Annotated in this window: 17 protein-coding genes and 5 tRNA genes; 8 read left to right on the forward strand and 14 right to left on the reverse strand. The window is 66.3% G+C overall.

Annotated features, from left to right (window positions below; genetic code table 11):
* Positions 1-21: 21 nt before the first annotated feature.
* From ACSQ3N_RS17995 to ACSQ3N_RS18010, 4 genes are all read left to right on the forward strand, one after another.
* Positions 22-1698, forward strand: a complete 1677-nt coding sequence (locus tag ACSQ3N_RS17995) for an ATP-binding protein (RefSeq protein WP_436147010.1) — start codon at positions 22-24, stop codon at positions 1696-1698.
* Position 1699: 1 nt separating this feature from the next.
* Positions 1700-2407 (forward strand): response regulator, encoded by a 708-nt coding sequence (locus ACSQ3N_RS18000; protein WP_436147011.1) that lies wholly within the window; start codon positions 1700-1702, stop codon positions 2405-2407.
* A gap of 308 nt (positions 2408-2715) precedes the next feature.
* Positions 2716-3927, forward strand: a complete 1212-nt coding sequence (locus tag ACSQ3N_RS18005) for a DNA topoisomerase IB (RefSeq protein WP_436147012.1) — start codon at positions 2716-2718, stop codon at positions 3925-3927.
* 183 nt (positions 3928-4110) lie between these two features.
* On the forward strand, positions 4111-4902 hold the full coding sequence (locus tag ACSQ3N_RS18010; RefSeq protein WP_056418659.1) for a Crp/Fnr family transcriptional regulator: 792 nt from the start codon (positions 4111-4113) through the stop codon (positions 4900-4902).
* A gap of 104 nt (positions 4903-5006) precedes the next feature.
* On the opposite strand, the gene fumC is transcribed toward ACSQ3N_RS18010, so the two are convergent.
* Positions 5007-6392 (reverse strand): class II fumarate hydratase, encoded by a 1386-nt coding sequence (fumC, locus tag ACSQ3N_RS18015; protein ID WP_056169737.1) that lies wholly within the window; start codon positions 6390-6392, stop codon positions 5007-5009.
* A 469-nt stretch (positions 6393-6861) separates the two neighbouring features.
* On the opposite strand from fumC, the gene ACSQ3N_RS18020 reads away from it, so the two are divergent.
* From ACSQ3N_RS18020 to murI, 4 genes are all read left to right on the forward strand, one after another.
* Entirely contained in the window at positions 6862-9024 is a 2163-nt protein-coding gene (locus ACSQ3N_RS18020) for a putative bifunctional diguanylate cyclase/phosphodiesterase (protein ID WP_056169740.1), read from the forward strand.
* Between the two features lie 181 nt (positions 9025-9205).
* The gene (locus ACSQ3N_RS18025; protein ID WP_056169742.1) at positions 9206-9640 is read left to right on the forward strand and encodes a hypothetical protein; all 435 of its coding nucleotides are present in this window, start codon (positions 9206-9208) and stop codon (positions 9638-9640) included.
* 241 nt (positions 9641-9881) lie between these two features.
* A complete protein-coding gene (locus ACSQ3N_RS18030; RefSeq protein WP_056169745.1) occupies positions 9882-11447 on the forward strand; it encodes a fumarate hydratase in 1566 nt (521 codons plus the stop codon).
* A gap of 321 nt (positions 11448-11768) precedes the next feature.
* Positions 11769-12710 (forward strand): glutamate racemase, encoded by a 942-nt coding sequence (gene murI / locus ACSQ3N_RS18035; protein WP_436147013.1) that lies wholly within the window; start codon positions 11769-11771, stop codon positions 12708-12710.
* Between the two features lie 148 nt (positions 12711-12858).
* On the opposite strand, the gene ACSQ3N_RS18040 is transcribed toward murI, so the two are convergent.
* From ACSQ3N_RS18040 to ACSQ3N_RS18100, 13 genes are all read right to left on the reverse strand, one after another.
* Positions 12859-13386 (reverse strand): M48 metallopeptidase family protein, encoded by a 528-nt coding sequence (locus ACSQ3N_RS18040; RefSeq protein WP_436147014.1) that lies wholly within the window; start codon positions 13384-13386, stop codon positions 12859-12861.
* Positions 13387-13552: 166 nt separating this feature from the next.
* On the reverse strand, positions 13553-14194 hold the full coding sequence (locus ACSQ3N_RS18045) for a DUF6806 family protein (RefSeq protein WP_056169751.1): 642 nt from the start codon (positions 14192-14194) through the stop codon (positions 13553-13555).
* Between the two features lie 224 nt (positions 14195-14418).
* Positions 14419-14511: transfer RNA gene (locus ACSQ3N_RS18050), tRNA-Leu, on the reverse strand.
* A gap of 150 nt (positions 14512-14661) precedes the next feature.
* Positions 14662-14737 (reverse strand) — tRNA-Gly (locus ACSQ3N_RS18055).
* 186 nt (positions 14738-14923) lie between these two features.
* Positions 14924-14997: transfer RNA gene (locus tag ACSQ3N_RS18060), tRNA-Cys, on the reverse strand.
* 58 nt (positions 14998-15055) lie between these two features.
* Positions 15056-15131: transfer RNA gene (locus ACSQ3N_RS18065), tRNA-Gly, on the reverse strand.
* Positions 15132-15216: 85 nt separating this feature from the next.
* Positions 15217-17649: an endopeptidase La gene (lon, locus tag ACSQ3N_RS18070; RefSeq protein WP_056169755.1), complete on the reverse strand. Its 2433-nt coding sequence runs from the start codon at positions 17647-17649 to the stop codon at positions 15217-15219.
* A gap of 310 nt (positions 17650-17959) precedes the next feature.
* On the reverse strand, positions 17960-19225 hold the full coding sequence (gene clpX / locus ACSQ3N_RS18075; protein WP_056169758.1) for an ATP-dependent Clp protease ATP-binding subunit ClpX: 1266 nt from the start codon (positions 19223-19225) through the stop codon (positions 17960-17962).
* Positions 19226-19326: 101 nt separating this feature from the next.
* Positions 19327-19935, reverse strand: coding sequence for an ATP-dependent Clp endopeptidase proteolytic subunit ClpP (clpP, locus tag ACSQ3N_RS18080; RefSeq protein WP_056169761.1), 609 nt, complete (start codon positions 19933-19935; stop codon positions 19327-19329).
* 132 nt (positions 19936-20067) lie between these two features.
* Entirely contained in the window at positions 20068-21381 is a 1314-nt protein-coding gene (gene tig / locus ACSQ3N_RS18085) for a trigger factor (protein WP_056169764.1), read from the reverse strand.
* A 75-nt stretch (positions 21382-21456) separates the two neighbouring features.
* Positions 21457-21543 (reverse strand) — tRNA-Leu (locus ACSQ3N_RS18090).
* Positions 21544-21637: 94 nt separating this feature from the next.
* Positions 21638-24820 (reverse strand): efflux RND transporter permease subunit, encoded by a 3183-nt coding sequence (locus ACSQ3N_RS18095; RefSeq protein ID WP_056169766.1) that lies wholly within the window; start codon positions 24818-24820, stop codon positions 21638-21640.
* Positions 24821-24831: 11 nt separating this feature from the next.
* Positions 24832-26061, reverse strand: coding sequence for an efflux RND transporter periplasmic adaptor subunit (locus tag ACSQ3N_RS18100; protein WP_056170648.1), 1230 nt, complete (start codon positions 26059-26061; stop codon positions 24832-24834).
* Positions 26062-26226 lie beyond the last annotated feature (165 nt).

Genomic DNA, 26226 nt, shown 5'->3' on the forward strand with positions numbered 1-26226 from the left:
TGAAGCCGTTTCGCTGTCCCGATGCCTTCACTCACCCTGCACCGCAAAGCCTTTCTGGCCCTGGCCGCCTTGCTGGTGGCCTTGCTGCTGATCTTTGCGGGGTTTTCGCGGCTGGGGCTGCAGCGCGGGCTGGGGCCGTACGTGGCCGAGATCGAACTCGCACGCATGGACTGGCTGGCAGAGCGCCTGCAGGCACACTACCTGCAGGTGGGTGGCTGGGACACGCTGCGCAACCAGCCCGGCCTGTGGGGCCGGCTCAGCCACCCGGGCGGCGGCCAGCGCAGGGCGGGTGGTGGCGCGGCCGACGGCTTCGCCCCGCCCCCGTCCATGGGCAACGCGCCCTCCGGCACCACTTCGTCGGCCGAGAGTGCCAACCCATTTGCGGGCCCGTACGGCGGCCCTCCCCGCGCCGCCACCGGCGAGCGCAGCGGTGGCTGGCAGCCCCCACCCCAAGGCGCCGCGCCGCCGGACGGGCCACCGCCCGACCAGCGCGGCAACAGCATGGGAATGATGGGCCCGTCGGCCGACGGCCGCCCGCCCCTGCCTCCGCAGCGCCACCCTGACGACCTCTACCCTCGCCTGGGCCTGGTCGACGCACAGGACCGGCTGGTCGCAGGCAGCGCACCGCAGCCGGGCGGCGCCCGCCTGGCCTTGCGGGGTGCCAACGGCGCGACCATCGGACACCTGGTGCTGGCGCCTCCCCAAGGGGTGCGCAGCGAAGCGGACCAAGCCTTTCTGGCCCAGCAGCTGGGCTTTGTGGTGTGGACGGGCCTCGCCGGCCTAGTGCTGGCGCTGCTGCTGTCCGGCTGGCTGGCACGGCGCTGGCTGGCGCCGGTCGATGCCCTGGCCAGCGGCGCCCGCGACATTGCACAGGGCCATCTCCACACCCGCGTGCCGGTGCACGGCCACGACGAAATGGCCCAACTGGCCCGCACCTTCAACACCATGGCCGAGCAGCTCGGCAGCATCGAGGCCTCGCGCCGCCAGTGGCTGGGTGACGTGGCGCACGAGCTGCGCACGCCCCTGGCGGCGATGCGCGCAGAGATCGAGGCCGTGCAGGACCGCGTGCGCACGTTCGACGACAAGACCGCGCTGCGCCTGCACCGACAGGTGATGCGCCTTATCCAGCTGGTGGGCGACCTGCGCGCCAGCCTGGACGCAGCGGGCACCAGCGCGCCGTCGGCCCAGGTGCCGGTGCACCCGCTCTCGCTGCTGTCCGAAGCCCTGGCCTCGATGCGCCCGCGCCTGGCGCAGGCCCGCATCGCCGTGGACACCATGGGCCTCGACGCGCTGGCCACGCAGTCGCCCGCGCCGCTGGTGCGGGGCGACGCGCAGCAACTGCACCAGGTGTTCCTGAACCTGCTGGAAAACAGCCTGCGCTACACCGATGCGGGGGGCCTGCTGCGCATCGCGGCGTTCGAAGCCGAGGCCCCGGGCGGCGCACCGCTACTGCGCGTGCAACTGGACGACAGCGCGCCGGGCGTCGCCGCACACGAGCTGCCCCGCATCTTCGAGCGCCTGTACCGGGCCGACACCTCGCGCAACCGCGACCACGGCGGCTCAGGCCTGGGCCTGGCCATCTGCCGGGCCATCGTGCTGGCGCATGGCGGCACCCTGGCGGCCGAGGCGTCGCCCCTGGGCGGCCTGCGCATCACGCTGGACCTGCCCCTGCTGGACAACTCCCCATCCACCCCGTGACATGACCCACCGCATCCTCGTCGTCGAAGACGAACCCGACATCGCCACCATCGTGGTCGACTACCTGCGCCACGCGGGCTACGCCGTCGAGCACCACGCCGACGGCCGCACGGCGCTGGCCAGCATGCTGGCGGCGCCGCCCGCGCTGACCCTGCTGGACATCATGCTGCCCGGCATGGATGGCCTGGAGGTGCTGCGCCAGGCCCGCCGCCACACACAGCACCCCATCATCATGCTGACCGCCCGCGTGGAAGAGGTGGACCGCCTCATCGGCCTGGAGCTGGGCGCCGACGACTACATCTGCAAGCCGTTCTCGCCGCGCGAGGTGGTGGCCCGCGCCAAGGCCGTGCTGCGCCGCGCCGCGGCCGCGCCGCCGCCGCCGCCGGGCACCACCACCACCGTGGCGGCGCTGGTACTCGACGAGCTGCACTGGCAGGCCACGCTGCACGGCACGCCGCTGGGCCTCACGCGGCGGGAGTTTCGGCTTCTGCAGGTGCTGGCCCGCCACCGCGGGCGCATCTTCTCGCGCGCGCAGCTGCTGGACCAGGCGTACGACGACACGCTCGATGTGAACGAGCGCGCCATCGACAGCCACATCAAGAACCTGCGCAAGAAGCTCAAGGCCGCCAGCGCCGACGGCAGCGACTGGATCCGCTCGGTGTACGGGGTGGGCTTTGCGCTGGACCCGAGCGCGACTGCGGGTGAGTGACAGGGCGCGCAGCGGGACGCACAGGCCGCGGCATGCGGGCAGGAGCGCCCGCGCAGGGGCTGCTTACGCAGACCCGCCAACACCGCACGCATCCCATCGACGCTGCCGCATCCCCAGTTGCTATCAATTAAATAGCTGGTAGCGCCCGTCCATCAAGCGGCAGGGCCATTTTTTACTGGGATGGATGGCGCCATCAGCCAAGAGTCCGGCCGATGTCTCACTTTGCCGCACGCAGCGCACCTACACCGCCGCAGACCAGGCACGGGTTTGATCGGACCACACATTGGTCCATCCTCCATACCGCCCCGATGCCCGCTACATCCTCTTCGACCCGCGCATCTGCGCCCCCCAAAGCCACAACCCCCCGCCAGCCCAGGCTGCCCGGCGGCCTGGTGTACGTCACGCCCGACATGCCCGGTCTGTCGCGGGTGCCCAGCGGCGAAAAGGCGTTTCGCTACCGCCAGCCCGACGGGCAGTGGCTCAAGGATGCGGAAGAGATCGCCCGTATCCAGCGCCTGGCCATCCCGCCGGCGTACACCGACGTGTGGATTTGCCCGCGGCCCAACGGCCACCTGCAGGCCACCGGGCTCGACGCGCGCGGACGGCGCCAGTACCGCTACCACGCGCAGTGGCGCGCGCAGCGCGACGAGGGCAAGTTCGAGCACATGCAGGCCTTCGGGCGTGCGCTGCCGCGCATCCGCGCCCGCGTGGCACGCGACCTGGCCGCGCACCGCAGCGGCCAGCCGCTGTCGCGCACGCTGGTACTGGCCACACTGGTGCGCCTGCTGGACACCACCTATCTGCGCGTGGGCAATGAGGAATACGCCGCCACCAACAAATCGTACGGCCTGACCACGCTGCGCACGCGGCATGTGCAGGTCAAAGGCAGCCAGCTGACGCTGCGGTTTCGCGGCAAGAGCGGTGTGCAGCAGGAGGCCGAGCTGAGCGACCCCCGCGTGGCACGCGTGGTGCGGCACTGCCAGCAGCTGCCAGGGCAGGAGCTCTTCCAGTACGAAGATGAGGACGGCACCCCGCGCACCGTGGGCTCGGGCGACGTGAATGACTACCTGCGCGAGATCACGCACGGCGCGTCCGACACCGACGGCGATCACTTCACCGCGAAGGACTTTCGCACCTGGCACGGCACCACGCAGGCGCTGGAGCTGACGCGCCTGGCGTGCACACAGGCCGACGCCGCAGACCCCGCCGACAAGAGCGTGCGCTACACCGCCAAGACCATCCTCGCCGAGGTGGCGCGCCAGCTGGGCAACACGCCCGCCGTGTGCAAGAAGTCGTACGTGCATCCCGCGGTGCTGGAGCTGGGCTCGCGCCTGGCATCCGACGCCGGGCCCGGCATGCAGGACGTGTGGGACCGCATCGGCGGCAGCGCGTCGCCACGCGGCCTGAGCGCGGCAGAGCGCCGCTTGCTGGCGTTCTTGCGCAAACCGCGCAAGACACCCAAGACGCCGAAAGCCTCCAAAGCCGGCAAGGTACAGGTGCGCGCACAAGCCAAGGCATAGGTGACACGCGGGAGGCAGGCACGCAGGCAATTTTCGTCAACAGGCTGCGGGGTGTCGCGCAGGTGCCGCGCGCCCCCTGATGCCGCAAGCCGCATCGCTAAACTGCGAAGCTGCGCTTTTCTCCACCGCCCTTCAGCCCGGCCCTGCGCACAGGCCGGCTCCGTTCATCTGCAGCCTGCCGCCATGTCCACAGACACGCTTTCCACGCCAGAGTCCGCGAATCTCCTGGCCGACCGCCACCAGCAACGCCCCTTCCTGAGCCTGCCCGAACGCGAAGCCATCAACCGCGGCCGCTGGTTCGCCGCGCTCACGCCATCGCTGCGGCACGACATCTTTCGGCTGGGCCGCGTCACACGCTACACCCACGGCCAGATGATCGTAGAGCAAGGCGACCTGGCGCAGGACTGGTTTGCGTGCGCGAGCGGCGCCATCCGGTTTCGGCGCACCACGCCGTCGGGCAAGCAGGTGACGCTGGCCTATGTGGAGCCCGGCATCTGGGTGGGCGAGGCCGAGGTGCTGCACCGCGGCCCCAACACCTACGACGCGCACGCCCATGGCCCCACCACGGTGCTGAGCGTGGCCGAGGGCGTGTTCCGCCAGTTGCTGCGCGAACATTCGGAGTTCGGCGAGGCGCTGCTCACGCTGCAGGCGCGCCGCATGCGCTACCTGTACTGGATGATGGAAGACATGGCCACCCTGCCCCTGCGCGCGCGGCTGGCCAAGCAGTTGCTGCACGTGCTGCGCCGCTTCGGCGAGCGCGCCGCCGTGCCCGGCCAGCGCGGCGCCATCGGGCTGTCGCTGGTGCAGGACGAGCTGGCGCAACTGCTGGGCGGATCGCGCCAGCGCATCAATGTGGAATTGAAGTGGATGGAGCGCGAAGGCATCATCGGCATCCACCAGCGCAGCATCGTGGTCTACCAGCAGGAGCAGCTCGAAGCGCTGGCGCAGCAGGAAGCGTCGCAGCACGGTGACTGACGGTCACGGCACTGCACGAACGCAGGACTGGCGAGGATGACGGATATCGGGCCAACAGTGTGCGGCCCCGATACTCTGGCGCTTGTTGCGCCCCCGGCCTGCGATCAACGCCCGACCATGTGGCCCGGCACCACCCACTGGTCGAACTGCTCGCCCGTGACGTGGCCCGAGGCCACAGCCGCTTCGCGCAGGCTCGTGCCTTCCTTGTGCGCCTTCTTGGCAATATAGGCCGCCTTGTCGTAGCCGATGTGGGTGTTGAGCGCGGTCACCAGCATGAGCGAGCGGTCCACCAGCTCGGTGATGCGCTCGCGGTTGGGCTCGATGCCCACGGCGCACTGGTCGTTGAAGCTCACCATGCCGTCGGCCAGCAGGCGCACGCTCTGCAGGAAGTTGTGGGCCACCATGGGGCGGAAGACGTTGAGCTCGAAGTTGCCCGAGGCACCGCCGAAGTTGATGGCCACGTCGTTGCCGAACACCTGGGCAGCCAGCATGGTCACCGCCTCGCTCTGCGTAGGGTTGACCTTGCCGGGCATGATGGACGAGCCAGGCTCGTTCTCGGGGATGCTCAGCTCGCCGATGCCGCTGCGCGGGCCGCTGGCCAGCCAGCGCACGTCGTTGGCGATCTTCATCATGCTGGCCGCCAGCGTCTTGAGCGCGCCGTGGGCGTGCACCAGGCCGTCCACCGAGGCCAGGGCCTCGAACTTGTTGGGCGCGGTGACGAAGGGAAGGCCCGTGAGGCGCGCCAACTCTGCGGCGGACTGCTCGGCATAGCCCTTGGGCGCATTCAGGCCCGTGCCCACCGCCGTGCCGCCCAGCGCCAGTTCATACAGGTGGGGGAGCGCGGCGCGCACATGGCGCTCGCCATGGTCCAGCTGCGCCACGTAGCCCGAGAACTCCTGGCCCAGCGTGAGCGGGGTGGCATCCTGCAGATGGGTGCGGCCGATCTTGACGATGCCATCGAAGTCCTGCGCCTTCTTCGCCAGCGTGGCGCGCAGCTTGGCGATGGCGGGCAGGAGCTTGTGCGTGAGGGCCTCCACCGCGGCCACGTGCATGGCGGTCGGGAACACGTCGTTGCTCGACTGGCTGCGGTTCACGTCGTCGTTGGGGTGGACCAGGCGGCTTTCGCCGCGCTCGCCGCCCAGGATCTCGCTGGCGCGGTTGGCCAGCACCTCGTTGACATTCATGTTGGTCTGCGTGCCCGAGCCCGTCTGCCACACCACCAGCGGGAACTCGCCCGCGTGCTGGCCGGCGATGACCTCATCGGCCGCAGCCACGATGGCGTCGGTCTTCTTGGCATCCTGCAGGCCCAGGGCCTGGTTGACCACGGCCGAAGCGCGCTTGACCTGGGCCAGCGCCTTGATGATCTCGCGCGGCTGCTGCTCGCCCGAAATGTCGAAGTTCTGCAGCGAGCGCTGCGTCTGCGCGCCCCAGAGCTTGTCGGCAGGGACCTCGATAGGGCCAAAGGTGTCGCGTTCGGTACGGGAGGTCATGGGCAGCGGTTCTCCAAGAAAAAAACAGAAAGCGGGCGGGCAGACGGCGGGGCCCCGGCGAGGCCGCGATGGGGACCGGGGGGAGGGCTTGCGTCTGACGCCCAAGAGCAGCCGGAACACCGGCGCGCCCGGCAGCATAATGCAAAAACGAACCATTCTCATTTGTTAGCCTGGATGGCCTGTGCACGAGCATGGCGCGGCCAGTGTGCGGCAAGCCCCGCCGCAGCGGGCAGCCGACCGCGCCGCCACCACTGCTGGTGGGGGCATGGTCGGCGAACGGTCCCTTCAGCACCACCCAGCCCGCCAAGCCCCCACGCCAGCGCACCTTCGCACCGGTCTATACACTCCGACGTGCGCGACCGTGCCCTGCCCCCTGCATGGCGCTGCCGCTGCGTATCTGCCCTGGGCCCCTTGACGGCGCCGCGCGCCCGATGCACCCTGCCCACTCCATCACAGCTTTCTTCGCACCATGAACACGTTCATGCCCTCCAGCTACAACCTGTTCGTGGTGGCCGCCTCCTTTGCCATTGCCATGCTGGCGTCTTACGTGACGCTGGACCTGGCGCGCCGCGTGCGCACGGCACAGCGCCGCGTGGGGCTGGCCTGGTGGGCCGCAGGCTCCATCGTCATGGGCACGGGCATCTGGGCCATGCACTTTTTGGGCATGCAGGCGTTTCGGCTGCCCATCGAGATCGGCTTTGCCGGCGGCCCGACCCTGCTGTCGTGGCTGGCCGCCGTGGCCGCGTCGGCCATGGCCCTGCAACTGGCCAGCCGCGAAAACTTTGGCCGTGTGCAACTGGCCATGGGTGCGCTGGTGATGGGCGCCGGCATCAGCGGCATGCACTACATCGGCATGGCGGCGATGGAGATGGCGCCGGGCATCGTGTGGGACCCGCTGCTGGTGGCGTTGTCGGTGCTGATCGCGGTGCTGGCATCGGCCACGGCCTTGCTGATCTTCAAGCTGCTGCGCCGCGTGCAGCCCGGGCAGCGCCTGGCGTACCAGGTGGCCGCATCGTTCGTGATGGCGGTGGCCATCTGCGGCATGCACTACACCGGCATGGCGGCGGCCAGCTTTGCCAAGGGTGCGGTGTGCCTGAGCGCGGGCCAGCTCGGCGGCCCGGGTCTTACGGCCATGGTGCTCATGGCCACGGGCATGCTGTTGGTGAGCACGCTGTTCACCTCCATCCTGGACGCGCGCCTGCAGGCCACGGCCGAGCGCCTGACGAAGTCGCTGACCGACAGCAACACCCGCCTGCAGGCCGCCAATGACGAGCTGCAAAAACGCGCTTTCGCCGATGCGCTGACCGGCCTGCCCAACCGGCTGCTGTTCGAGGACCGCTTGATCCATGCACTCCTTCGGCTGGACCGCACCAACCACCACCGCGTGGAAGACCGCCTGGCGGTGCTGTTCGTGGACCTGGACGGCTTCAAGCCCATCAACGACTCGTTCGGCCACGCGGCGGGCGACGTGATCCTGCGCAGCGCGGCCGAGCGGCTGCAGCGCCAGGCGCGCGAGTCCGATACCGTGGCCCGTGTGGGCGGCGACGAATTTTTGATCCTGCTCGAAGACGTGACCGACGTGGCCGCCTGCGTGACCATGGCCAACCGGGTGCTCGCGGCCCTGTCGGAGCCGTTCGAGGTCTCGGGCAAGAAGGTGCAGATCGCGTGCTCCATCGGCATCGTGGTGCATCCCGACCATGGCGAGCGCGGCAAGCTGGTCGCCAATGCCGACGCAGCCATGTACGCGGCCAAGCGTGCCGGGGGCGGCTGCTATGCGCTGTTCGAGCCGCACATGGGCTCGGACGCATCCGAACAATTGGAGCTGCAAAACGACCTGCGCCAGGCCATCGACCGCGGCCAGCTGGCCCTGCACTACCAGCCCAAAATCGACGGCACGCGTGGCCAGATCAGTGGGGTGGAAGCCCTGCTGCGCTGGAACCACCCCAAGCACGGCATGGTGAGCCCGCTGGTCTTCATCGCGCTGGCAGAGCGCTTCGGGCTGATCGGGCGGCTGGGCAACTGGGTGATCAACGAAGCCTGCCGCCAGACAGCCGAGTGGGCCGACAGCGGCCTGCGCATGCGGGTGGCCATCAACCTGTCGGTGCACCAGCTGCGCGAGGCCGGGCTGGCCGAGCGCATCGAGCAGGCCCTGCTGCGCCACGGGCTCGATGCCTCGCAGCTGCTGTGCGAGATCACCGAATCGGTGGCCATGGAGGACATCAAGGCCACGCAGCGCACCTTCGAGGGGCTGGCGCGCATCGGGGTGTTCCTGTCCATCGACGACTTCGGCACCGGGTATTCGAGCCTGAACTACCTGCGCCAGCTGCCGGCGCAGCAGCTCAAGATCGACCGGAGCTTCGTGAACGACCTGGAAAGCAGCGAAGACGCCCGCGCCGTGGTGGCTGCGGTGGTGAGCCTGGCGCATGCCCTGGGCCTGCGCGTTGTGGCCGAGGGGGTGGAGACCAGCGGCCAGCGCGACATTCTGCTGGGCATGGGCTGCGATGAACTGCAGGGCTTCTTCTACGCCCGCCCCATGCCGGCCAACATGCTGCTGGCATGGTCGCAGGGCGACAAGCCCGCAGGCAGCGCGGACTTCACGCCGTCCGTCATCGGGTCGCTGCCGGATCTCTGACCTGGCCCCTGCACTCTGATCTGCAGGGGGCTCCGGCGAAGATGGACGACGCCCATGTCAGCGCCGCCTGACATGGCGCAGCGCGTGGCGCGCAGACGATGGAGTGATTGCGGTTCTCCCGCCCCGCAGCGTGGCCCCTCCGGCCCGTAGCGCCTCATCCATCCATCGATCGGAGCACACCATGGCCACCAGCAGCCTTCTCGGCATCGACAGCGACAACCTTCCGCCCGCCCACAGCGCGACCGGCATCGACAGTCTGGGCCCCAGCGATGCGTCCGACTCGGGCAGCGACAGCGCAGGTGCCTACAGCGCCGACTCCGACAGCGACACCGACCGCTTCGGCACCGGTGAGCGCAGCAGCGTGAACCCCGGCACGGAGCCCACGGCCCGCGACATCCTGCCCGACCATGTGGAAACCATGGCCACCGGCGGCCCCGGCGAAGACGACGCAGATCCCGATGACGGCATGGTCGGCGACGACGAGGGCCAGGACGTGGACACCGAGCGCAGCAACCGCGAGGCCGATGCCCCCTTGAGCGCGGACGACTTGCCCGGCGGCAACGACACCGATGACGCGGTCGAGGCCGACGAGGACGAGGCGAACGGCACTGCATAAAGGCCCGTCCAACCCGGTGGCAAGGGCCACCGGTGGGCACCTGGGAGGGCCACTAAGGCCGAACACAGGTGCCGGCCTTTGGCCTCGCCTGGGACGCCTCGGGTGGGGGTCTGTCAAAATACGGTCCGCCTGCCTTCGGCAGTGCGGTCTGCGGCCCAGCGCTGGTTGCCAGGCGGCGCATGCGGGGGGTGGGAGAGGGACGCATCAGCGTCCTCCATAAAAGACTCCCCCACGAACCGCCATGACCACCTCCATCCGCCAGGACGATCTCATCGAATCTGTAGCTGCCGCGCTGCAGTACATCAGCTACTACCACCCTACCGACTACATCGCCCACCTGGCCCGCGCCTACGAGCGTGAGCAAAGCCCCGCGGCCAAGGACGCGATCGCACAGATCCTCACCAACAGCAAGATGAGCGCCACCGGCCAGCGCCCCATCTGCCAGGACACCGGCATCGTCAACGTGTTCCTGAAGGTGGGCATGGACGTGCGCTGGGAAGGCTTCACGGGCAGCCTGGATGACGCCATCAACGAAGGCGTGCGCCGCGGCTACAACCACCCCGACAACACGCTGCGCGCCAGCGTGGTGGCCGACCCGCAGTTCGACCGCAAGAACACCAAAGACAACACGCCCGCGGTGATCTTCACCGAGATCGTGCCCGGCAACACCGTGGACATTACCGTGGCGGCCAAAGGCGGCGGCTCGGAGAACAAGTCCAAGATGTACATGCTCAACCCCAGCGACAGCGTGGTGGACTGGGTGCTCAAGACCGTGCCCACCATGGGCGCCGGCTGGTGCCCGCCTGGCATGCTGGGCATCGGCATCGGCGGCACGGCAGAAAAGGCCGTGCTGATGGCCAAGGAAAGCCTGATGGACGACCTGGACATGTACGAGCTGCAAGCCAAGGCCGAAGCCGCCAAGACCGGCGGCCCCGCGCTCGACAAGGTCGAGGCGCTGCGCCTGGAGCTGTTCGAGAAAGTCAACGCGCTGGGCATTGGCGCCCAGGGCCTGGGCGGCCTGACCACCGTGCTGGACGTCAAGATCAAGATGTACCCCACGCACGCGGCCAGCAAGCCGATCGCGATGATCCCCAACTGCGCTGCCACGCGCCATGCGCACTTCGTGATGGACGGCTCGGGCCCCGTGTACCTCACGCCACCCAGCCTGGACCTGTGGCCCAACGTGAACTGGACGCCCGACTACAACAAGAGCAAGAAGGTTAACCTGGACACGCTGACCAAGCAAGAAGTGGCCAGCTGGAAGCCCGGCGACACCCTGCTGCTGAGCGGCAAGATGCTGACCGGCCGCGATGCCGCGCACAAGCGCATCCAGGACATGCTGGCCAAGGGCGAGAAGCTGCCCGTGGACTTCACCGACCGCGTCATCTACTACGTGGGCCCCGTGGACCCGGTGAAGGACGAGGCCGTGGGCCCTGCCGGCCCCACCACCGCCACGCGCATGGACAAGTTCACCGACATGATGCTGGAGCAGACCGGGCTGATCGCCATGATCGGCAAGGCCGAGCGCGGCCCGGTGGCCATCGAGTCCATCAAGAACCACAAAAGCGCCTACCTCATGGCCGTGGGCGGCGCCGCCTACCTGGTCAGCAAGGCCATCAAGACCGCCAAGGTCGTGGGCTTCGAGGACCTGGGCATGGAAGCCATCTACGAGTTCGACGTGGTGGACATGCCCGTGACCGTGGCCGTGGACTCCGGCGGCACCAGCGCCCACATCACCGGCCCGGCCGAATGGCAAAAGCGCATCGCCACCGGCGAGTTCAAGGGCATCGAAGTGGCTGGCGCCTGACGAATTGCCTGGCAGAGCCAGCGCGTTGCGCAACCTCGCAAAGACCGCCTTCGGGCGGTTTTCTGTTGATGGGGTGTGAAAAGGCAAGTGAGCCTCCGTGAGGTCCTTGCCGCAGAACGCACGGCCTACGCGGTCTGGTCGGCGTAGGCGGCGTGGTGCAAGGCGCGCGAGCCGATCCATATTCCAGCCTCAACCCGACTTCCCCATTGCCATGCCCTGGGTTCGCCAAGTGCCCGCCGCTAGGCCGCCATGGGCCTCGCGCTGCGTACCCACAGCTTCCTTTCTACAATCCAGGTCTTTGTCCAATCCATGGGCCGCTCAATGCCGCTGACTTCTTCTCCTATTGGTGTGTTCGACAGCGGCGTGGGTGGGCTGAGCGTGCTGCGTGCCCTGCGGGCCGCCCTGCCCAACGAGCGCTTCGTGTACCTGGCCGACAGTGCCAACGCGCCCTACGGAGAGCGTGGCGATGCCTACGTGAGCGCACGCACGCACGCCATCACCCGGTACCTGCGCGAGCAGCACCACATCAAGGCGCTGGTGGTGGCCTGCAACACCGCCACGGCGGCTGCCATTCATGAAGTGCGCAGCAGCTACCCCGATCTGCCGTTGGTGGGGCTGGAGCCGGCCATCAAGCCTGCGCTGGCGGTCACTCAAACAGGCAGGGTGGGCGTCATCGGCACCCGGGGCACGCTGACCAGCAGCAAGTTCGGCAAGCTGCTGGCGTCGCTGGACGGCCAAGCCCAATTTGTGGTGCAGCCGTGCGACGGTTTGGCCCATGCCATCGAGCGCAGCGTCGACCTGCCCGAGCCCGCCCCGGGCAGTGCGGTCGGCGCCACCGAGACCGGCGCGCTGTGCGAGCGCTACATCCACGCGATGGGCGAGTTCGGCACTGCACCCGGGCAGATAGACACGCTGGTGCTGGGCTGCACGCACTACATCTTCGTGGCGCACGAACTGCGGGCGCTGGTGGGGCCCGGCGTGCAATTCATCGAGACGGGAGAACCCGTGGCGCGGCAGACGCGGCGGCTGCTGGAGTCCGCGGGCCTGCTGCGCAACGCCCGCGCTGGCGCCCTGGCGCATGCGGCTGAGTATCCGGATGGTGGGGCTGCTGCTGATGCCGAAAATGAGGGCCCAGACGAAGCCCTGTCGGACGTGCCGAATACGCGCCTGCTGACGACCGGGTCCGTGGCCATGCTGCAAGCCGGGGCGCAACGCTGGCTGGGGCTGCCTGCGGATTGCTGTTCTACTGTTTCAGTACCCTGAGGCTTCAAGCCCGGCCCCGGGCGGCGGATCGCAGGTCGCACCGCCATCCGACTTCAGGCTTTTTAAGTACCTACCGCACGGTGGACGGTCGCTAGCAGCTATTAATTTTGTAGCAATGCGTTGGGCATAGCTTGCAGGCGCCCGTCGCTCACGCAGTCTCTGCCGCGCCCCACAGGCGTTCGCCCGACTGCTCCACGTGCGTGAGGTACAGCCGCAGGTCGAACTCGTACTGGTGGTAGTTCGGCTCCATGTGCGCACACAGCTGGTAGAAGGCCTTGCCGTGGTCCTTCTCGCGCAGGTGGGCCAGCTCGTGGACCACGATCATGCGCAGGAACTCGTCCGGCGCCTGCTTGAACATCGCCGCGATGCGGATCTCGTGCTTGGCCGCCAGCTTGTTGCCCTGCACGCGGGACACCGCCGTGTGCAGGCCCAGGGCGTGGCGCACCACGTGGATCTTGTTGTCGAACAGCACCTTGTTGATGGTGCCCGCGTTGCGCAGATAGCGCGCCTTGAGCTCCTGGGTGTAGTCGTACAGTCCCTTGTCGCTGCGCACCGCATGGGGCCGCGGGTACTTGCCCAGCAGCACGGCGCCCAGCCGGCCCTGCACCAGCAGCGCCCGGGCCTGGTCCTGCAGGGATTCGGGGTAACAGCGCAGGTAAGGAAGGTCGGTGGTCATCGGAAACAAGGCCTCGGGCGGTTCAGAGCCATCAGGCGTCATCGCCGACGGTGGCCCCGGTACTCCATCGAATCATCGCAAGGGGCGTCATGCGGCCCCAGAAAGCACAATGGCGCTGCCTTTCGCAACGCCATCGCTCGGTTGCCCGCGTTGTTCGACGGGCAGATCAGTGCAAATGCCGCGGACGACGGCCACCGCCGCCATGGCCGCCGCTGCCGCCCGCACCGCCATTGCCAGGGCCCCGCGGGGGCTTGCCGATCTCCAGCGAATTAACGAGCGCATCGAAACGCTGGCTGAAGAGCTTGTCGATCTCGGCCACCACGCCGCCGAGCTCGGCGCCATCGAAGTGGCGCTCCATCATGTTCACGACATCCTGCACCAGCAGGTCACGTTGCACCTGCATGATGGCGGCAGGCGTGGGCCCCACGAACAGCATCACGAAGTCGTCGCGCGACTCGGCGCCCTCGCCTTCCTCTTCCTCGTCGAAGTCAGCGTCGTAGAACGTGACTTCGATGGCTGCACCCAGCTCGGCCAGCTCATTGAGGTTCATGCACATTTCGTCCAGCGACTGGCGAAAGTCTTCGTCGCCGCGCACCGTCCAGCAGACCTGCAGCAAATGCTCCTGCGCGTCGAACCGGATGCCCGGCTCTTCTTCATAAGCGCTGGCTGCACCGTCGGCCAGCGAACGGGCTCCGGCGTACTTCCACAAGGGCTTGAGCGCCTCCTGCAGTTGCTCGAAATTGGTATCGGCACGCAACTGGACCTGCCCGTGGACATGGATCTCGAAGGGAACGTTGTAACTTGACATGGGATGGGCCTAGAAACGGCAGTGGGATGCGCGAGCCGATGCGGCTGTCGGGGTGCAGGCGAGGCGGCGCGATACAGAGCGGCCGCACCCGCTACAACGGACGCAACCGCTGGCGCTGTGTGCTTCACGGATGAAGGCGTAGGAAACAGGCGAAGTGAGCATCCATGCGGCCTATGAGAGGTGAGCAAGCAAGCGGTCCATTGCCATTTTCAGGTTCATCGTCGTGGTGCCCCGAGCCGGGGTCGAACCGGCACGCCCCTTTTCAGGAAAGCGGCGGATTTTAAGTCCGCAGTGTCTACCAATTTCACCATCGGGGCGCCGGTTGCCCAACGCACACCTGCGTTGCAGCGTAACCCGGGCGACGCATGCGCGCAATGCCCTGTTTCTTGGAGTTGCGGGTCTGTAGCAACATGCCAGGACCTGCACCGACCAAGAAAAAAGGGAAGCCGAAGCTTCCCTTTGGAATATGGAGCGGGAAAAGAGTCTCGAACTCTCGACCTCAACCTTGGCAAGGTTGCGCTCTACCAACTGAGCTATTCCCGCATTTGCTGTGATTCTTGACGCTTCCGTCAGTGCGAATCAGCAAGCCTCAAATTATATCGCCATTTTTCAGCACTGCAAATTTGCAAGCCGAAAAATTTACCAATTTCTTCACCCTGACAGGCCCTGCCAGAAGCAAGGACCACTTCCGGGCTTGGGCAGTCAGAAAACTGCAGAGCCCGGAATATCTGGAGGCGCGGTCCGGAGTCGAACCGGACTAACCGGATTTGCAATCCGGGGCATAACCGCTTTGCTACCGCGCCAGGAATTCACATTCCTCTGACAAAAAAGGGAAGCAAAAGCTTCCCTTTTTGTGGAAATTGGAGCGGGAAAAGAGTCTCGAACTCTCGACCTCAACCTTGGCAAGGTTGCGCTCTACCAACTGAGCTATTCCCGCATTTACCGAAGCCTAACATTCTACAACGTTTGCTGCGATGGAGTGAATTGTAGCGCATTTTTTGGGGCTCTCCAAAAAATTTGCATCAATGTTTGAGGCCATCTCCCGACGGCGCCGGAGCACGGGCTTTTTCGGCCGCAGCCGCAGCCACTTCGGCCACCTCTTCATCCGTCAGCGGCTCGGGCTTGCGCTCCAAGGCCACTTCCAGCACCTTGTCAATCCAGCGCACCGGCACGATCTCGAGGCCGCTTTTCACGTTGTCCGGAATCTCCTGAAGATCCTTCACGTTTTCTTCGGGGATCAGCACGGTCTTGATACCGCCGCGCAGTGCGGCCAGCAGCTTTTCCTTGAGGCCACCGATGGCGGTGACTTCACCGCGCAGCGTGATCTCGCCGGTCATCGCCACATCGCCACGCACCGGGATGCCGGTGAGTGCAGAGACGAACGCTGTGGTCATCGCAGCACCCGCGCTCGGGCCGTCCTTGGGCGTGGCGCCGTCAGGCACGTGGATGTGGATGTCGCGCTTCTCGAACATGTCGTCCTTGATGCCGAGCAGGCGGGACCGGCTGCGCACCACCGTGCGAGCGGCCTCCACCGACTCCTTCATCACGTCGCCCAGCGAGCCCGTGCGGGTGATCACGCCCTTGCCGGGCATGGTGGCGGCTTCGATGGTCAGCAGATCGCCGCCCACTTCAGTCCATGCCAGGCCCACGACCTGACCCACCTGGTTTTGCAGCTCGGCACGGCCATAGGTGTACTTGCGCACACCCAGGAAGTCGGGCAGGTTGTCAGCAGTCACCACCACCTGGGGTTCCAGCTTCTTGAGCTGCAGTCCCTTGACGACCTTGCGGCAGATCTTGGACAGCTCGCGCTCCAGCGACCGCACACCGGCTTCGCGGGTGTAGTAGCGCACCATGTCGCGCACGGCGGGCTCGGTGATCAGCAGCTCTTCGTCCTTCACGCCATTGTTCTTGAGCTGCTTGGGCAGCAGGTACTTCATGGCGATGTTGGTCTTCTCGTCCTCGGTGTAACCCGACAGGCGGATCACTTCCATGCGGTCGAGCAGGGCCGGCGGGATGTTCATCGAGTTCGACGTGGCGACGAACATCACGTCGGACAGGTCGAAGTCAACCTCGACGTAGTGGTCGCCGAAGGTGTGGTTCTGCTCGGGGTCCAGCACCTCCAGCAGCGCGCTCGACGGGTCGCCCCGGAAGTCCGTGCCCAGCTTGTCGATCTCGTCCAGCAGGAACAGCGGGTTGCGCGTGCCCACCTTCGACAGGCTCTGCAGCACCTTGCCCGGCAGTGCGCCGATGTAGGTGCGGCGGTGCCCGCGGATCTCGGCCTCGTCACGCATGCCGCCCAGGGCCATGCGCACGTACTTGCGGCCGGTGGCCTTGGCGATCGACTGGCCCAGCGAGGTCTTGCCCACGCCAGGAGGGCCCACCAGGCAGAGGATGGGCGCCTTCACCTTGTCCACGCGCTGCTGCACTGCAAGATATTCAAGGATGCGGTCCTTGACCTTGTCGAGGCCGTAATGGTCTTCGTTCAGCACGTCTTCGGCGTTGACCAGGTCGTGCTTGATCTTGGTCTTCTTGGCCCACGGCAAAGCCGTGAGCACTTCGATGTAGTTGCGCACCACCGTCGCTTCGGCAGACATGGGCGACATGAGCTTGAGCTTTTTGAGTTCGCCATCGGCCTTCTTGCGCGCCTCGGCAGACATCTTGGCGAGCTTGATCTTTTTCTCGATCTCCTCGATGTCGGCGCCTTCGTCGCCCTCGCCCAGTTCCTTCTGGATGGCCTTGACCTGCTCGTTCAGGTAAAAGTCGCGCTGGTTCTTCTCCATCTGGCGCTTCACGCGGCCGCGGATCTTCTTGTCGACGTTGAGGATGTCGACTTCGCGATCGAGCTGTTCGAACAGGTTTTCCAGGCGCGCCTTCACGTCGGCCAAATCCAGCACCACCTGCTTGTTCTCGAGCTTGAGCGGCAGATGGGCGGCAATCGTGTCGGCCAGGCGGCCCGGGTCGTCGATGCTGGAGATGGAGGTGAGGATCTCGGGCGGGATCTTCTTGTTCAGTTTGACGTACTGGTCGAACTGCTGCATCACCGCGCGGCGCAGGGCCTCGATCTCGCTCGGCTTGTTGGCATCGGGCGTGGCCTCGACCGGCGTCACCGTGGCAGTGAAGTGGGTCTCGCCGTCTTCGATGGATGTCACCACCGCGCGCTGCTGGCCTTCGACCAGCACCTTGACGGTGCCATCGGGCAGCTTGAGCATCTGCAGGATGGTGGAGACGCAGCCCACATCGAACATGTCCGAGACCGAAGGCTCGTCCTTGGCGGCGGCCTTCTGGGCCACCAGCATGATGCGGCGATCGGCCTCCATGGCCATCTCAAGCGCCTTGATGCTCTTGGGACGGCCCACGAACAGCGGGATCACCATGTGGGGGAACACCACCACGTCGCGCAGTGGCAACAGCGGCAGATCGAGCGGGGTGGCAGGTAGGGGGGTATGTCCGGACATGGAAATCCTCAGTTAACTCAGTGGAATATGGTCCACCCGTGGGGATTTTCAACCCCTTCTGCCATCCGTACCGGAAGAAGGGTTGAAGGGCAGCGCCAGCGGCCGCCCTGTGCAGTGCATGCCTTCAATGGCGTGCACCGCGGAGACATCTCACATGCAGGCCGCCCAGCGTCATTCAAAACGCTTAAGACGCGTGAACCTGTCGCGTCGCAGGCCAGCAGCGGCCGCCGCGATAGGGCCGCCCTGCCGCGCTGGCGGTGTTCCCTGGTGGGGAACGCCGCTGAGCGACTCAGGGCGGGCGCCATGTCTTTCAGGCCTTCTTGGCCGCCTCGCGGTACACGAGCAGCGGCGGCTTGTTTTCTTCGATGGTGGACTCGTCCACCACCACCTTTTCGACGTTGCTCGTATTGGGCAGGTCGAACATCGTGCCGATCAGCGACTGCTCCAGGATCGAGCGCAGACCACGGGCACCGGTCTTGCGGGCCAGTGCCTTGCGGGCGATGGCCTTGAGCGCCGCAGGACGGATCTCCAGGTCCACGCCTTCCATGGACAAGAGCTTGCTGTACTGCTTGACCAGCGCGTTCTTGGGCTCGGTCAGGATCTCGACCAGCGCGTCCTCGCTGAGCTCGGCCAGCGCCGTCACCACGGGCATGCGGCCCACCAATTCGGGGATCAGGCCGAACTTGATCAAGTCCTCGGGCTCGATCTCGGTGAACACTTCGGTCAGCGAGCGCTGCTTCTTGCTCTTGACCGATGCGCCAAAGCCGATGCCCGATGCCTCGGTGCGGTTCTCGATGACCTTCTCCAGGCCCGCGAAAGCGCCGCCGCAAATGAACAGGATGTTGGTCGTGTCGATCTGCAGGAAGTCCTGGTTCGGATGCTTGCGCCCACCCTGGGGCGGCACGCTGGCCATGGTGCCTTCGATGAGTTTGAGCAGCGCCTGCTGCACGCCCTCGCCCGACACGTCGCGGGTGATGCTGGGGTTGTCCGACTTGCGCGAGATCTTGTCGATTTCGTCGATGTAGACGATGCCGCGCTGCGCGCGCTCGACTTCGTAGTTGCAGCTTTGCAGCAGCTTCTGGACGATGTTCTCCACGTCCTCGCCCACATAGCCGGCTTCGGTCAGGGTGGTGGCGTCGGCCATCACGAAAGGCACGTCCAGCATGCGCGCCAGCGTCTGGGCCAGCAGCGTCTTGCCCGAGCCCGTGGGCCCGATCAGCAGGATGTTGCTCTTGGACAGCTCCACATCGTCTTTGTGGGCCTTGTCCTTGTGGCGCAGGCGCTTGTAGTGGTTGTACACCGCCACTGCCAGCGTGCGCTTGGCGACGTCCTGGCCGATCACGTAGTTGTCCAGGTTGGTCTTGATCTCCACCGGCGTGGGCAGATCGCTGCGGCCTTCACGCGCCACGTCACCGGCCGGCAGCTCATCGCGAATGATTTCGTTGCACAGGTCAATGCACTCGTCGCAGATAAAGACGGACGGACCGGCGATCAGCTTCTTCACTTCATGCTGGCTTTTGCCGCAGAAAGAGCAGTAGAGGGTTTTTTCGCTGGAAGAGCCTTTTTTCTCGGCCATGGGGGCAATGCCTTGTTACGTACGGAAAGTTGTCGGGATGATAACCAAATAAAAAACGGCGTCTTCCCCGGGGGAAAACGCCGCCGCGCCGCCTGGGCGAATCAGGAACGCTTGTTGATCACCTGGTCGACCAGGCCGTATTCCTTGGACTCCTCGGCCGACAGGAAGTAGTCGCGCTCGGTGTCGCGCTGGATCTTTTCCAGCGGCTGGCCGGTGCGCTCGGCCAGGATCTTGTTGAGCTGCTCGCGGGTCTTCAGGATCTCGCGCGCATGGATCTCGATCTCGGTCGCCTGGCCCTGCATGCCGCCCAGGGGCTGGTGGATCATGACCTTGGAGTTGGGCAGCGCGAAACGCTTGCCCTTGGCGCCTGCGGCCAGCAGGAACGCGCCCATGCTGGCGGCCATGCCGGTGCACAGCGTCGACACGTCGGGCTTGATGAAGTTCATGGTGTCGTAGATCGCCATGCCCGCGCTCACCGAGCCACCGGGGGAGTTGATGTAGAACGACACGTCCTTGTCGGGGTTCTCGCTTTCGAGGAACAGCAGCTGCGCCACGACGAGGTTGGCGGTCTGGTCATTGACCGGGCCCACCAGGAAGATCACGCGCTCCTTGAGCAGGCGCGAGTAGATGTCGTAGGACCGTTCGCCACGGCCCGACTGCTCGATGACCATCGGGACCATGCCCAGGCCTTGTAATTCCAATGCGCTCATTTTTTCTCCAGTCAAGCAGGTACTGTACCCAGAAATGAATTGGGGCTTGTGCCCGAAAGCACAAGCCCCTGGTGTGTCGCCCACCACCGGAAACTCCGACAAGGAGACACCGGCGGGGTGTGGCACAGGCTATCAGCCTTGTTGAGCCATCAGTTCGTCGAAGGATACGGCCTTTTCCACCACCTTGGCCTTGCCCAGCACGAAATCGGTCACGTTGTTTTCGATGACAACGGCTTCGACTTCAGCAAGGCGCTGACGGTCGCCGAAGTACCAGCGCACGACGTCTTCGGGCTTCTCGTAGCTGGCAGCCAGCTCGTCGATGTGGGCCTTGAGCTGCTCGGGCTTGGCCTGCAGGTTGTTGGCGCGCACCAGTTCGGCCACCACCAGGCCCAGGCGCACGCGGCGCTCGGCTTGGGGACGGAACACGTCTTCAGGGATCTCGGCCTTGTCGGCGTCCTTGATGCCGCGCTGCTTGAGCTCGGCACGGGCGCCTTCCAGCAGGCGGGCGATTTCAGCCTGCACGCTGGCGTTGGGCAGATCGAGCTCGGCCTTGCCGACCAGGGCGTCCATCACGGCTTGCTTGTTGCGGGCCAGCAGGCGGAACTTGACTTCGCGCTCCAGGTTCTTCTTGATGTCGGCGCGCAGGCCGTCCACGGAACCGTCGGCGATGCCCAGCGACTTGGCCAGGGCGTCGTTCACTTCGGGCAGGTGGGCGGCTTCGATCTTCTTGACGGTGACGAGGAAGTCGGCGGTCTTGCCGGCGACGTCCTTGCCGTGGTACTCAGCGGGGAAGGCCAGGGGGAAGGTCTTGCTTTCGCCGGACTTCATGCCACGCACTGCGTCTTCGAATTCCTTGAGCATCTGGCCTTCGCCGACCAGGAACTGGAAGTCTTCAGCCTTGCCGCCGTCGAAGGGTTCGCCGTCGATCTTGCCTTCGAAGTCCACGGTCACGCGGTCGCCGTCTTGCGCAGCGGCGTCGATGGCGCGCTGCGCGAAGCTGCGGCGCTGCTTGCGCAGGATGTCGATGGTCTTGTCGATGGCGGAATCGGTCACTTCGGCCGACAGCTTTTCGACTTCGGCGTCCGACAGGTCGGCGATCTGGACTTCAGGGAACACTTCGAAGATGGCGTCGAACGTGACCTGGCCTTCAGGCGCGCCTTCCTTTTCGGTGATGCGGGGCTGGCCGGCCACACGCAGGGCGGCTTCGTTGGCAGCCACGGCAAAGGCTTCGCCGACCTTGTCGTTGAGCACTTCGTACTGCACCGAGTAGCCGTAGCGCTGGGCCACCACATTCATGGGCACTTTGCCGGGACGAAAGCCATCCATCTTGACCGTGCGGGCCAGGCGCTTGAGGCGCGTGTCGACTTCGGACTGGATCAGGGTGACGGGCACGCTCAGCGTAATCTTGCGCTCGAGCTTCTCAAGGGTTTCAACAGTAACGGCCATGGCTATTCCTCTTATGGATGTGGATCGTGCTGGCTGCAGCGCAGCAGCGCCGTGTTCCGCAAAGTCTCACAGGGGTGGTGCGCGGGGGGGGACTCGAACCCCCACACCATTGCTGGCGTCAGGACCTAAACCTGGTGCGTCTACCAATTTCGCCACCCGCGCGGTTCTACAACAAACAAACAGGCGGCAACCGGAGCTGCCGCCTGTGTGAAATCGGTCAACCTTCTATTTTACCCTGATGCGGGCAGGCTGGGAATCATCTCCCTCCAAGAAGCTCCGGCGCAGGTCGTTTGACACGGAACCACGCAGCGTACATCGCAGGCAGCGCCAGCAGGGTGAGCACGGTGGCCACCACCAGCCCGCCCATGATGGCCACGGCCATCGGGCCCCAGAACACGCTGCGCGACAGCGGGATCATGGCCAGCACCGCGGCGGCCGCCGTCAGCACGATGGGGCGCAGGCGGCGCACGGCCGACTCGACGATGGCGTCCCACGCGGGGATGCCCTTGGCGCGGTCCTGCTCGATCTGGTCGATCAGGATCACCGAGTTGCGCTGGATCATGCCCATGAGCGCGATCACGCCCAGCAGCGCCACGAAGCCGAACGGGCGGTTGAGCAGCAGCAGTGCGGCCGAGACCCCCGCGATGCCCAGGAAGCCGGTGATGTACACCAGGAACGCACGGCTGAAGCTGTGCAGCTGCAGCATCAGCAAGGTGAACACCAGGAACAGCATGACAGGCACTCCCGCCATGATGGAGCTGGTGCCCTTGGAGCTTTCCTCCACCGCGCCGGCCACTTCGATGCGGTAGGCGCCCTGCCCTGCAGCGTGCCATTTGTCCTCGATGGCCTTGAGTGCCGGCTGCAGCGCCGCCGTCACGGTGGCGCCCTGCAGGCCTTCGGTCACGTCGCCCTGCACGGTGATGGCGTAGTCGCGGTTCTCGCGCCACATCACGCCTGGCTCCCAGGTGAACACGGGCTTGGCGATCTGCGTGAGCGGGATCGACTTGCCCGAGGCCGTGGGCAGGTAGGCGTTGGCGATGTCGGTGATCGCGTTGCGCTCGTCCAGCGGCTGGCGCAGCACGATGTCGATCAGCTTGTCGCCCTCGCGGAACTGGCCCACCTGCGTGCCCGACAGGATCGTCTTGCTGGCCTGCGCGATGGACTGGCTCGTCACGCCCAGAGCGCGCGCCTTGGCCTGGTCGACCTCCAGACGCAGCACCTTCACGGATTCGTTCCAGTTGTCGTTCACGCCACGCATGTCGGCGTTCTGGCGCAGCACGGCCTTGACCTCGTCGGCGCGCTCGCGCAGCACCAGCGGCTCGGGGCCCACCACGCGGAACTGCACGGGGTATGGCACTGGCGGCCCGTTGGGCAGCAGCTTCACGCGGCCGCGCACTTCGGGGAACTCCTCGGCCAGCAGGGCCGGCAGCTTGACGCGCAGCGATTCGCGCAGCGCCAGGTCCTTGGGCAGCACGATGAACTGCGACACGTTGCTTTGCGGGAACACCTGGTCCAGCGGCAGGTAAAAGCGCGGCACGCCCGAGCCCACCCAGGTGCTGACCGACGTCACGCCGGCCTCGGCCATCAGGCGCTGCTCCACGCGCTCGGTGACCTCTTCATTGCCCGCGAACGACGTGCCTTCCGGGAACCAGATGTCCACCAGAATTTCGGGCCGGCTCGAATCCGGGAAGAACTGCTGTTGCACCTTGCCCATGCCGACGATGCCCAGCACGAAGATCAGGATGGTGATGCCGATGGTGATCCAGCGGTGCAGCACGCACCAGTTCACCAGGCGGCGGAAGGCGCGGTAGAACGGGCTGTCGAAGACCTCGTGCGCGCCTTCGGCGGTGCCGTGGTGCTCCTGCGCATGCAGCACGTGCTCAGGCACCTTCAGCAGCAGCGTCCCCAGGTAGGGCACGAAGTACACCGACACGATCCAGCTCAGGACCAGCGCGATCACGGTCACGGCGAAGATGGCGAAGGTGTATTCACCGGTCGTCGACTTGGCAAGGCCGATGGGCAAAAAGCCCGCGGCGGTGATCAGCGTGCCGGTGAGCATGGGCATGGCGGTGATCTCGTACGCGAAGGTGGCGGCGCGCACCTTGTCGTAGCCCTCTTCGAGCTTGAGCACCATCATCTCCACCGCAATGATGGCGTCGTCCACCAGCAGTCCCAGCGCGATGATGAGCGAGCCCAGCGAGATCTTGTGCAGGCCGATGCCCCAGTACCACATGGCCAGGAAGGTCACGGCCAGCACCAGCGGAATGGTGATGCCCACCACCATGCCCGGGCGCGGGTCGATGTACCAGCGCTTCCACAGCGGCTGCTTGCCCGGGCGCCGGTGAAAGCCCAACGCGATGAAGCTCACGGCCAACACGATGACCACGGCCTCGATCAACACCTTCACAAACTCATTGACCGACGTGGACACCGCCGTGGGCTGGTCCTGCACGTTCACCAGCTTGACCCCGGCGGGCAGCGATGCGGCGATGCGGTCGGTGGCCTGGTGCAGCGCCTTGCCCAGCGCGATGATGTCGCCGCCCTTGGTCATGGAGACACCCAGCGCCACGACTTCCTTGCCCTGGTGGCGCACCTTCACGGTGGCCGGGTCCACATAGCCGCGCTTGATCTCGGCGATGTCCGACAGGCGCAGTTGCGCGCCCGAGGGGCCGCGGATGGGCATGGCGGCCAGGTCTTCCACCGCATTGAACTGGCCTTCAACCCGCACCTGCACCTGGTCCTGCGGCGTCTGGATGGCGCCGGCGCTTTCCACCGCGTTCTGCTGGCCCAGCTGCGCCAGCACCTGGTTCATGTCCAGGCCCAGCTGCGCCAGGCGCTTTTGCGAGATCTCGATGAAGAGCTTCTCGTCCTGCACGCCGAACTGCTCCACCTTGGCCACGTCGGGCACGCGCAGCAGCTGCTGGCGGGCGTCGTCGGCAAATTGCTTGAGTTCGGCGTAGCTGAAGCCCTCGGACTCCAGCGCGTAGATCACGCCGTACACATCGCCGAAATCGTCGTTGAAGAACGGGCCCTGGATGCCCTGCGGCAGGGTGTAGCGCATGTCGCCCACCTTCTTGCGCACGCTGTACCAGACATTGGCCACGTCGCCCGGCTTGGAGGAGTCCTTGATCTGGAAAATGATCTGCGACTCGCCGGGCTTGGAATAGCTGCGGATCTTGTCCGCATACGGCACCTCTTGCAGAGTGCGCTCGATCTTGTCGGTGACCTGCTCGGCCACCTGCTGCGCCGTGGCGCCCGGCCAGTAGGTGCGCACCACCATCGCGCGGAAGGTGAACGGAGGGTCTTCGTCCTGCCCCAGCTGGAAGTAGGCCATGAAGCCCAGCAGCATCAGCACCAGCATCAGGTAGCGCGTGAGCGCGGGGTGGTCGAGCGCCCACTTGGAGAGGTTGAACCCCTCCTTCGGTTGTACTTGCGTCATGGCAGCGGCCCTTACTTGGCGTTCGCGCTGGCAGCGGGCGCAGTGGCGGGAGCCGCGGCCGAGGCCGGCACGGCGGCCGGCGCAGGGGCTGCTACGGTATTGGTAGCTGTTTGCGCTTTACTGGCGGGCGCTGCAGCCGTTTTTGGCTGGTACACCACCACCTTCTGCCCGGGCGACAGCACATGCACGCCCGTCGCCACCACCTGCATGCCGGGCGTAAGGCCCCCGGCCACCACCGCCTCGTTGCCATCGGCCGTGGCGATCTGCACCACCTGCGACTTGACGGTACTACTGGCGGCGTCGTAGACCCACACCGCCGTCGTCTGGCCTTCCTGGCGCAAGGCGCTCGTGGGCAGCTTGATGGCGGGAATGCCCACATGGCTCAGCGCCTTGGGCTTCACATACACGGTGGAGCCCAGCGGCGGCACGTCGGCGCCGTCGATGGCGACCTTGACCTGGTAGGTGCGGGTGGCAGCGTCGGCACTGGCAGCCACTTCGCGCACACGGCCCACCAGCTCGGCCCCGGTGGACCAACCGCGCACCGTCACCTCGGAGTCCGGCGCGATCACGCCGACCTTGTCCTCGGGCACCGCAAACACCACATCCCGCGGCCCGTCCTGCGCAATGCGCACCACCGGCGTGCCGGCCGTCACCACTTGGCCCGGCTCGGCGTCGATGCCGGTGACCACGCCCGACACATCGGCCACCAGCGTCGTGTAAGCGGCCTGGTTGCCCTGCGACGACAGCTGCGCGCGCGCCTGGTCCAGCGTGGACTGCGCGGCCTTCAACGTGGCATCACGGCGCTCCAGCTCGGCGCCGCTGATGAAGTTCTGGTCCTTGAGCGCCTGGTAACGCTTGTAGTCGGCGGCGGCCAGGTCGCGCTGCGTGGTGGCCGATGCCAGTTGCGCCCGCGCGGCATCGGTGGCCAGTTGGTAGTCCTTGGGGTCCAGCTGCGCCAGCACCGCGCCCGCGCGCACCCGCTGGCCCAGCTCGGCCTGGCGCTTGACGATCTTGCCCGCCACCCGGAACCCCAGGCGCGACTCCACGCGCGCGCGCACTTCGCCCGAATACTCGAGGCTCGATTGCAGCGCCCCCACACCCACCGTCAACAGCTTGACGGAGCGCACAGGCTCCTCAGGAGGGGCCGGGCGTGAGCAAGCGGCCAGCAAGGCCGCGGTGGCCAGCACCAGCAGCGACCTGCGGGGCCATGGGGAAGACCGCTTGGCGGAGGGAGTGCGCATGGGAGATCCGTTGAAATTGATGAAAGCAGCCAGGAATTGCACGCACAGCGCAAAGCAGACAGCCCGCGCCGAAGGGCGGACGAACGATCCGCTCAGGATGTGTTTTTGTTTAATGACTGACCGGTTAGTAATCTATGAGAACCGCCCCCGTCTTGTCAAGCGACA

It is taken from the genome of Acidovorax sp. LjRoot194, assembly GCF_964253015.1.
In the GTDB taxonomy this organism is placed as follows: domain Bacteria; phylum Pseudomonadota; class Gammaproteobacteria; order Burkholderiales; family Burkholderiaceae_C; genus Acidovorax.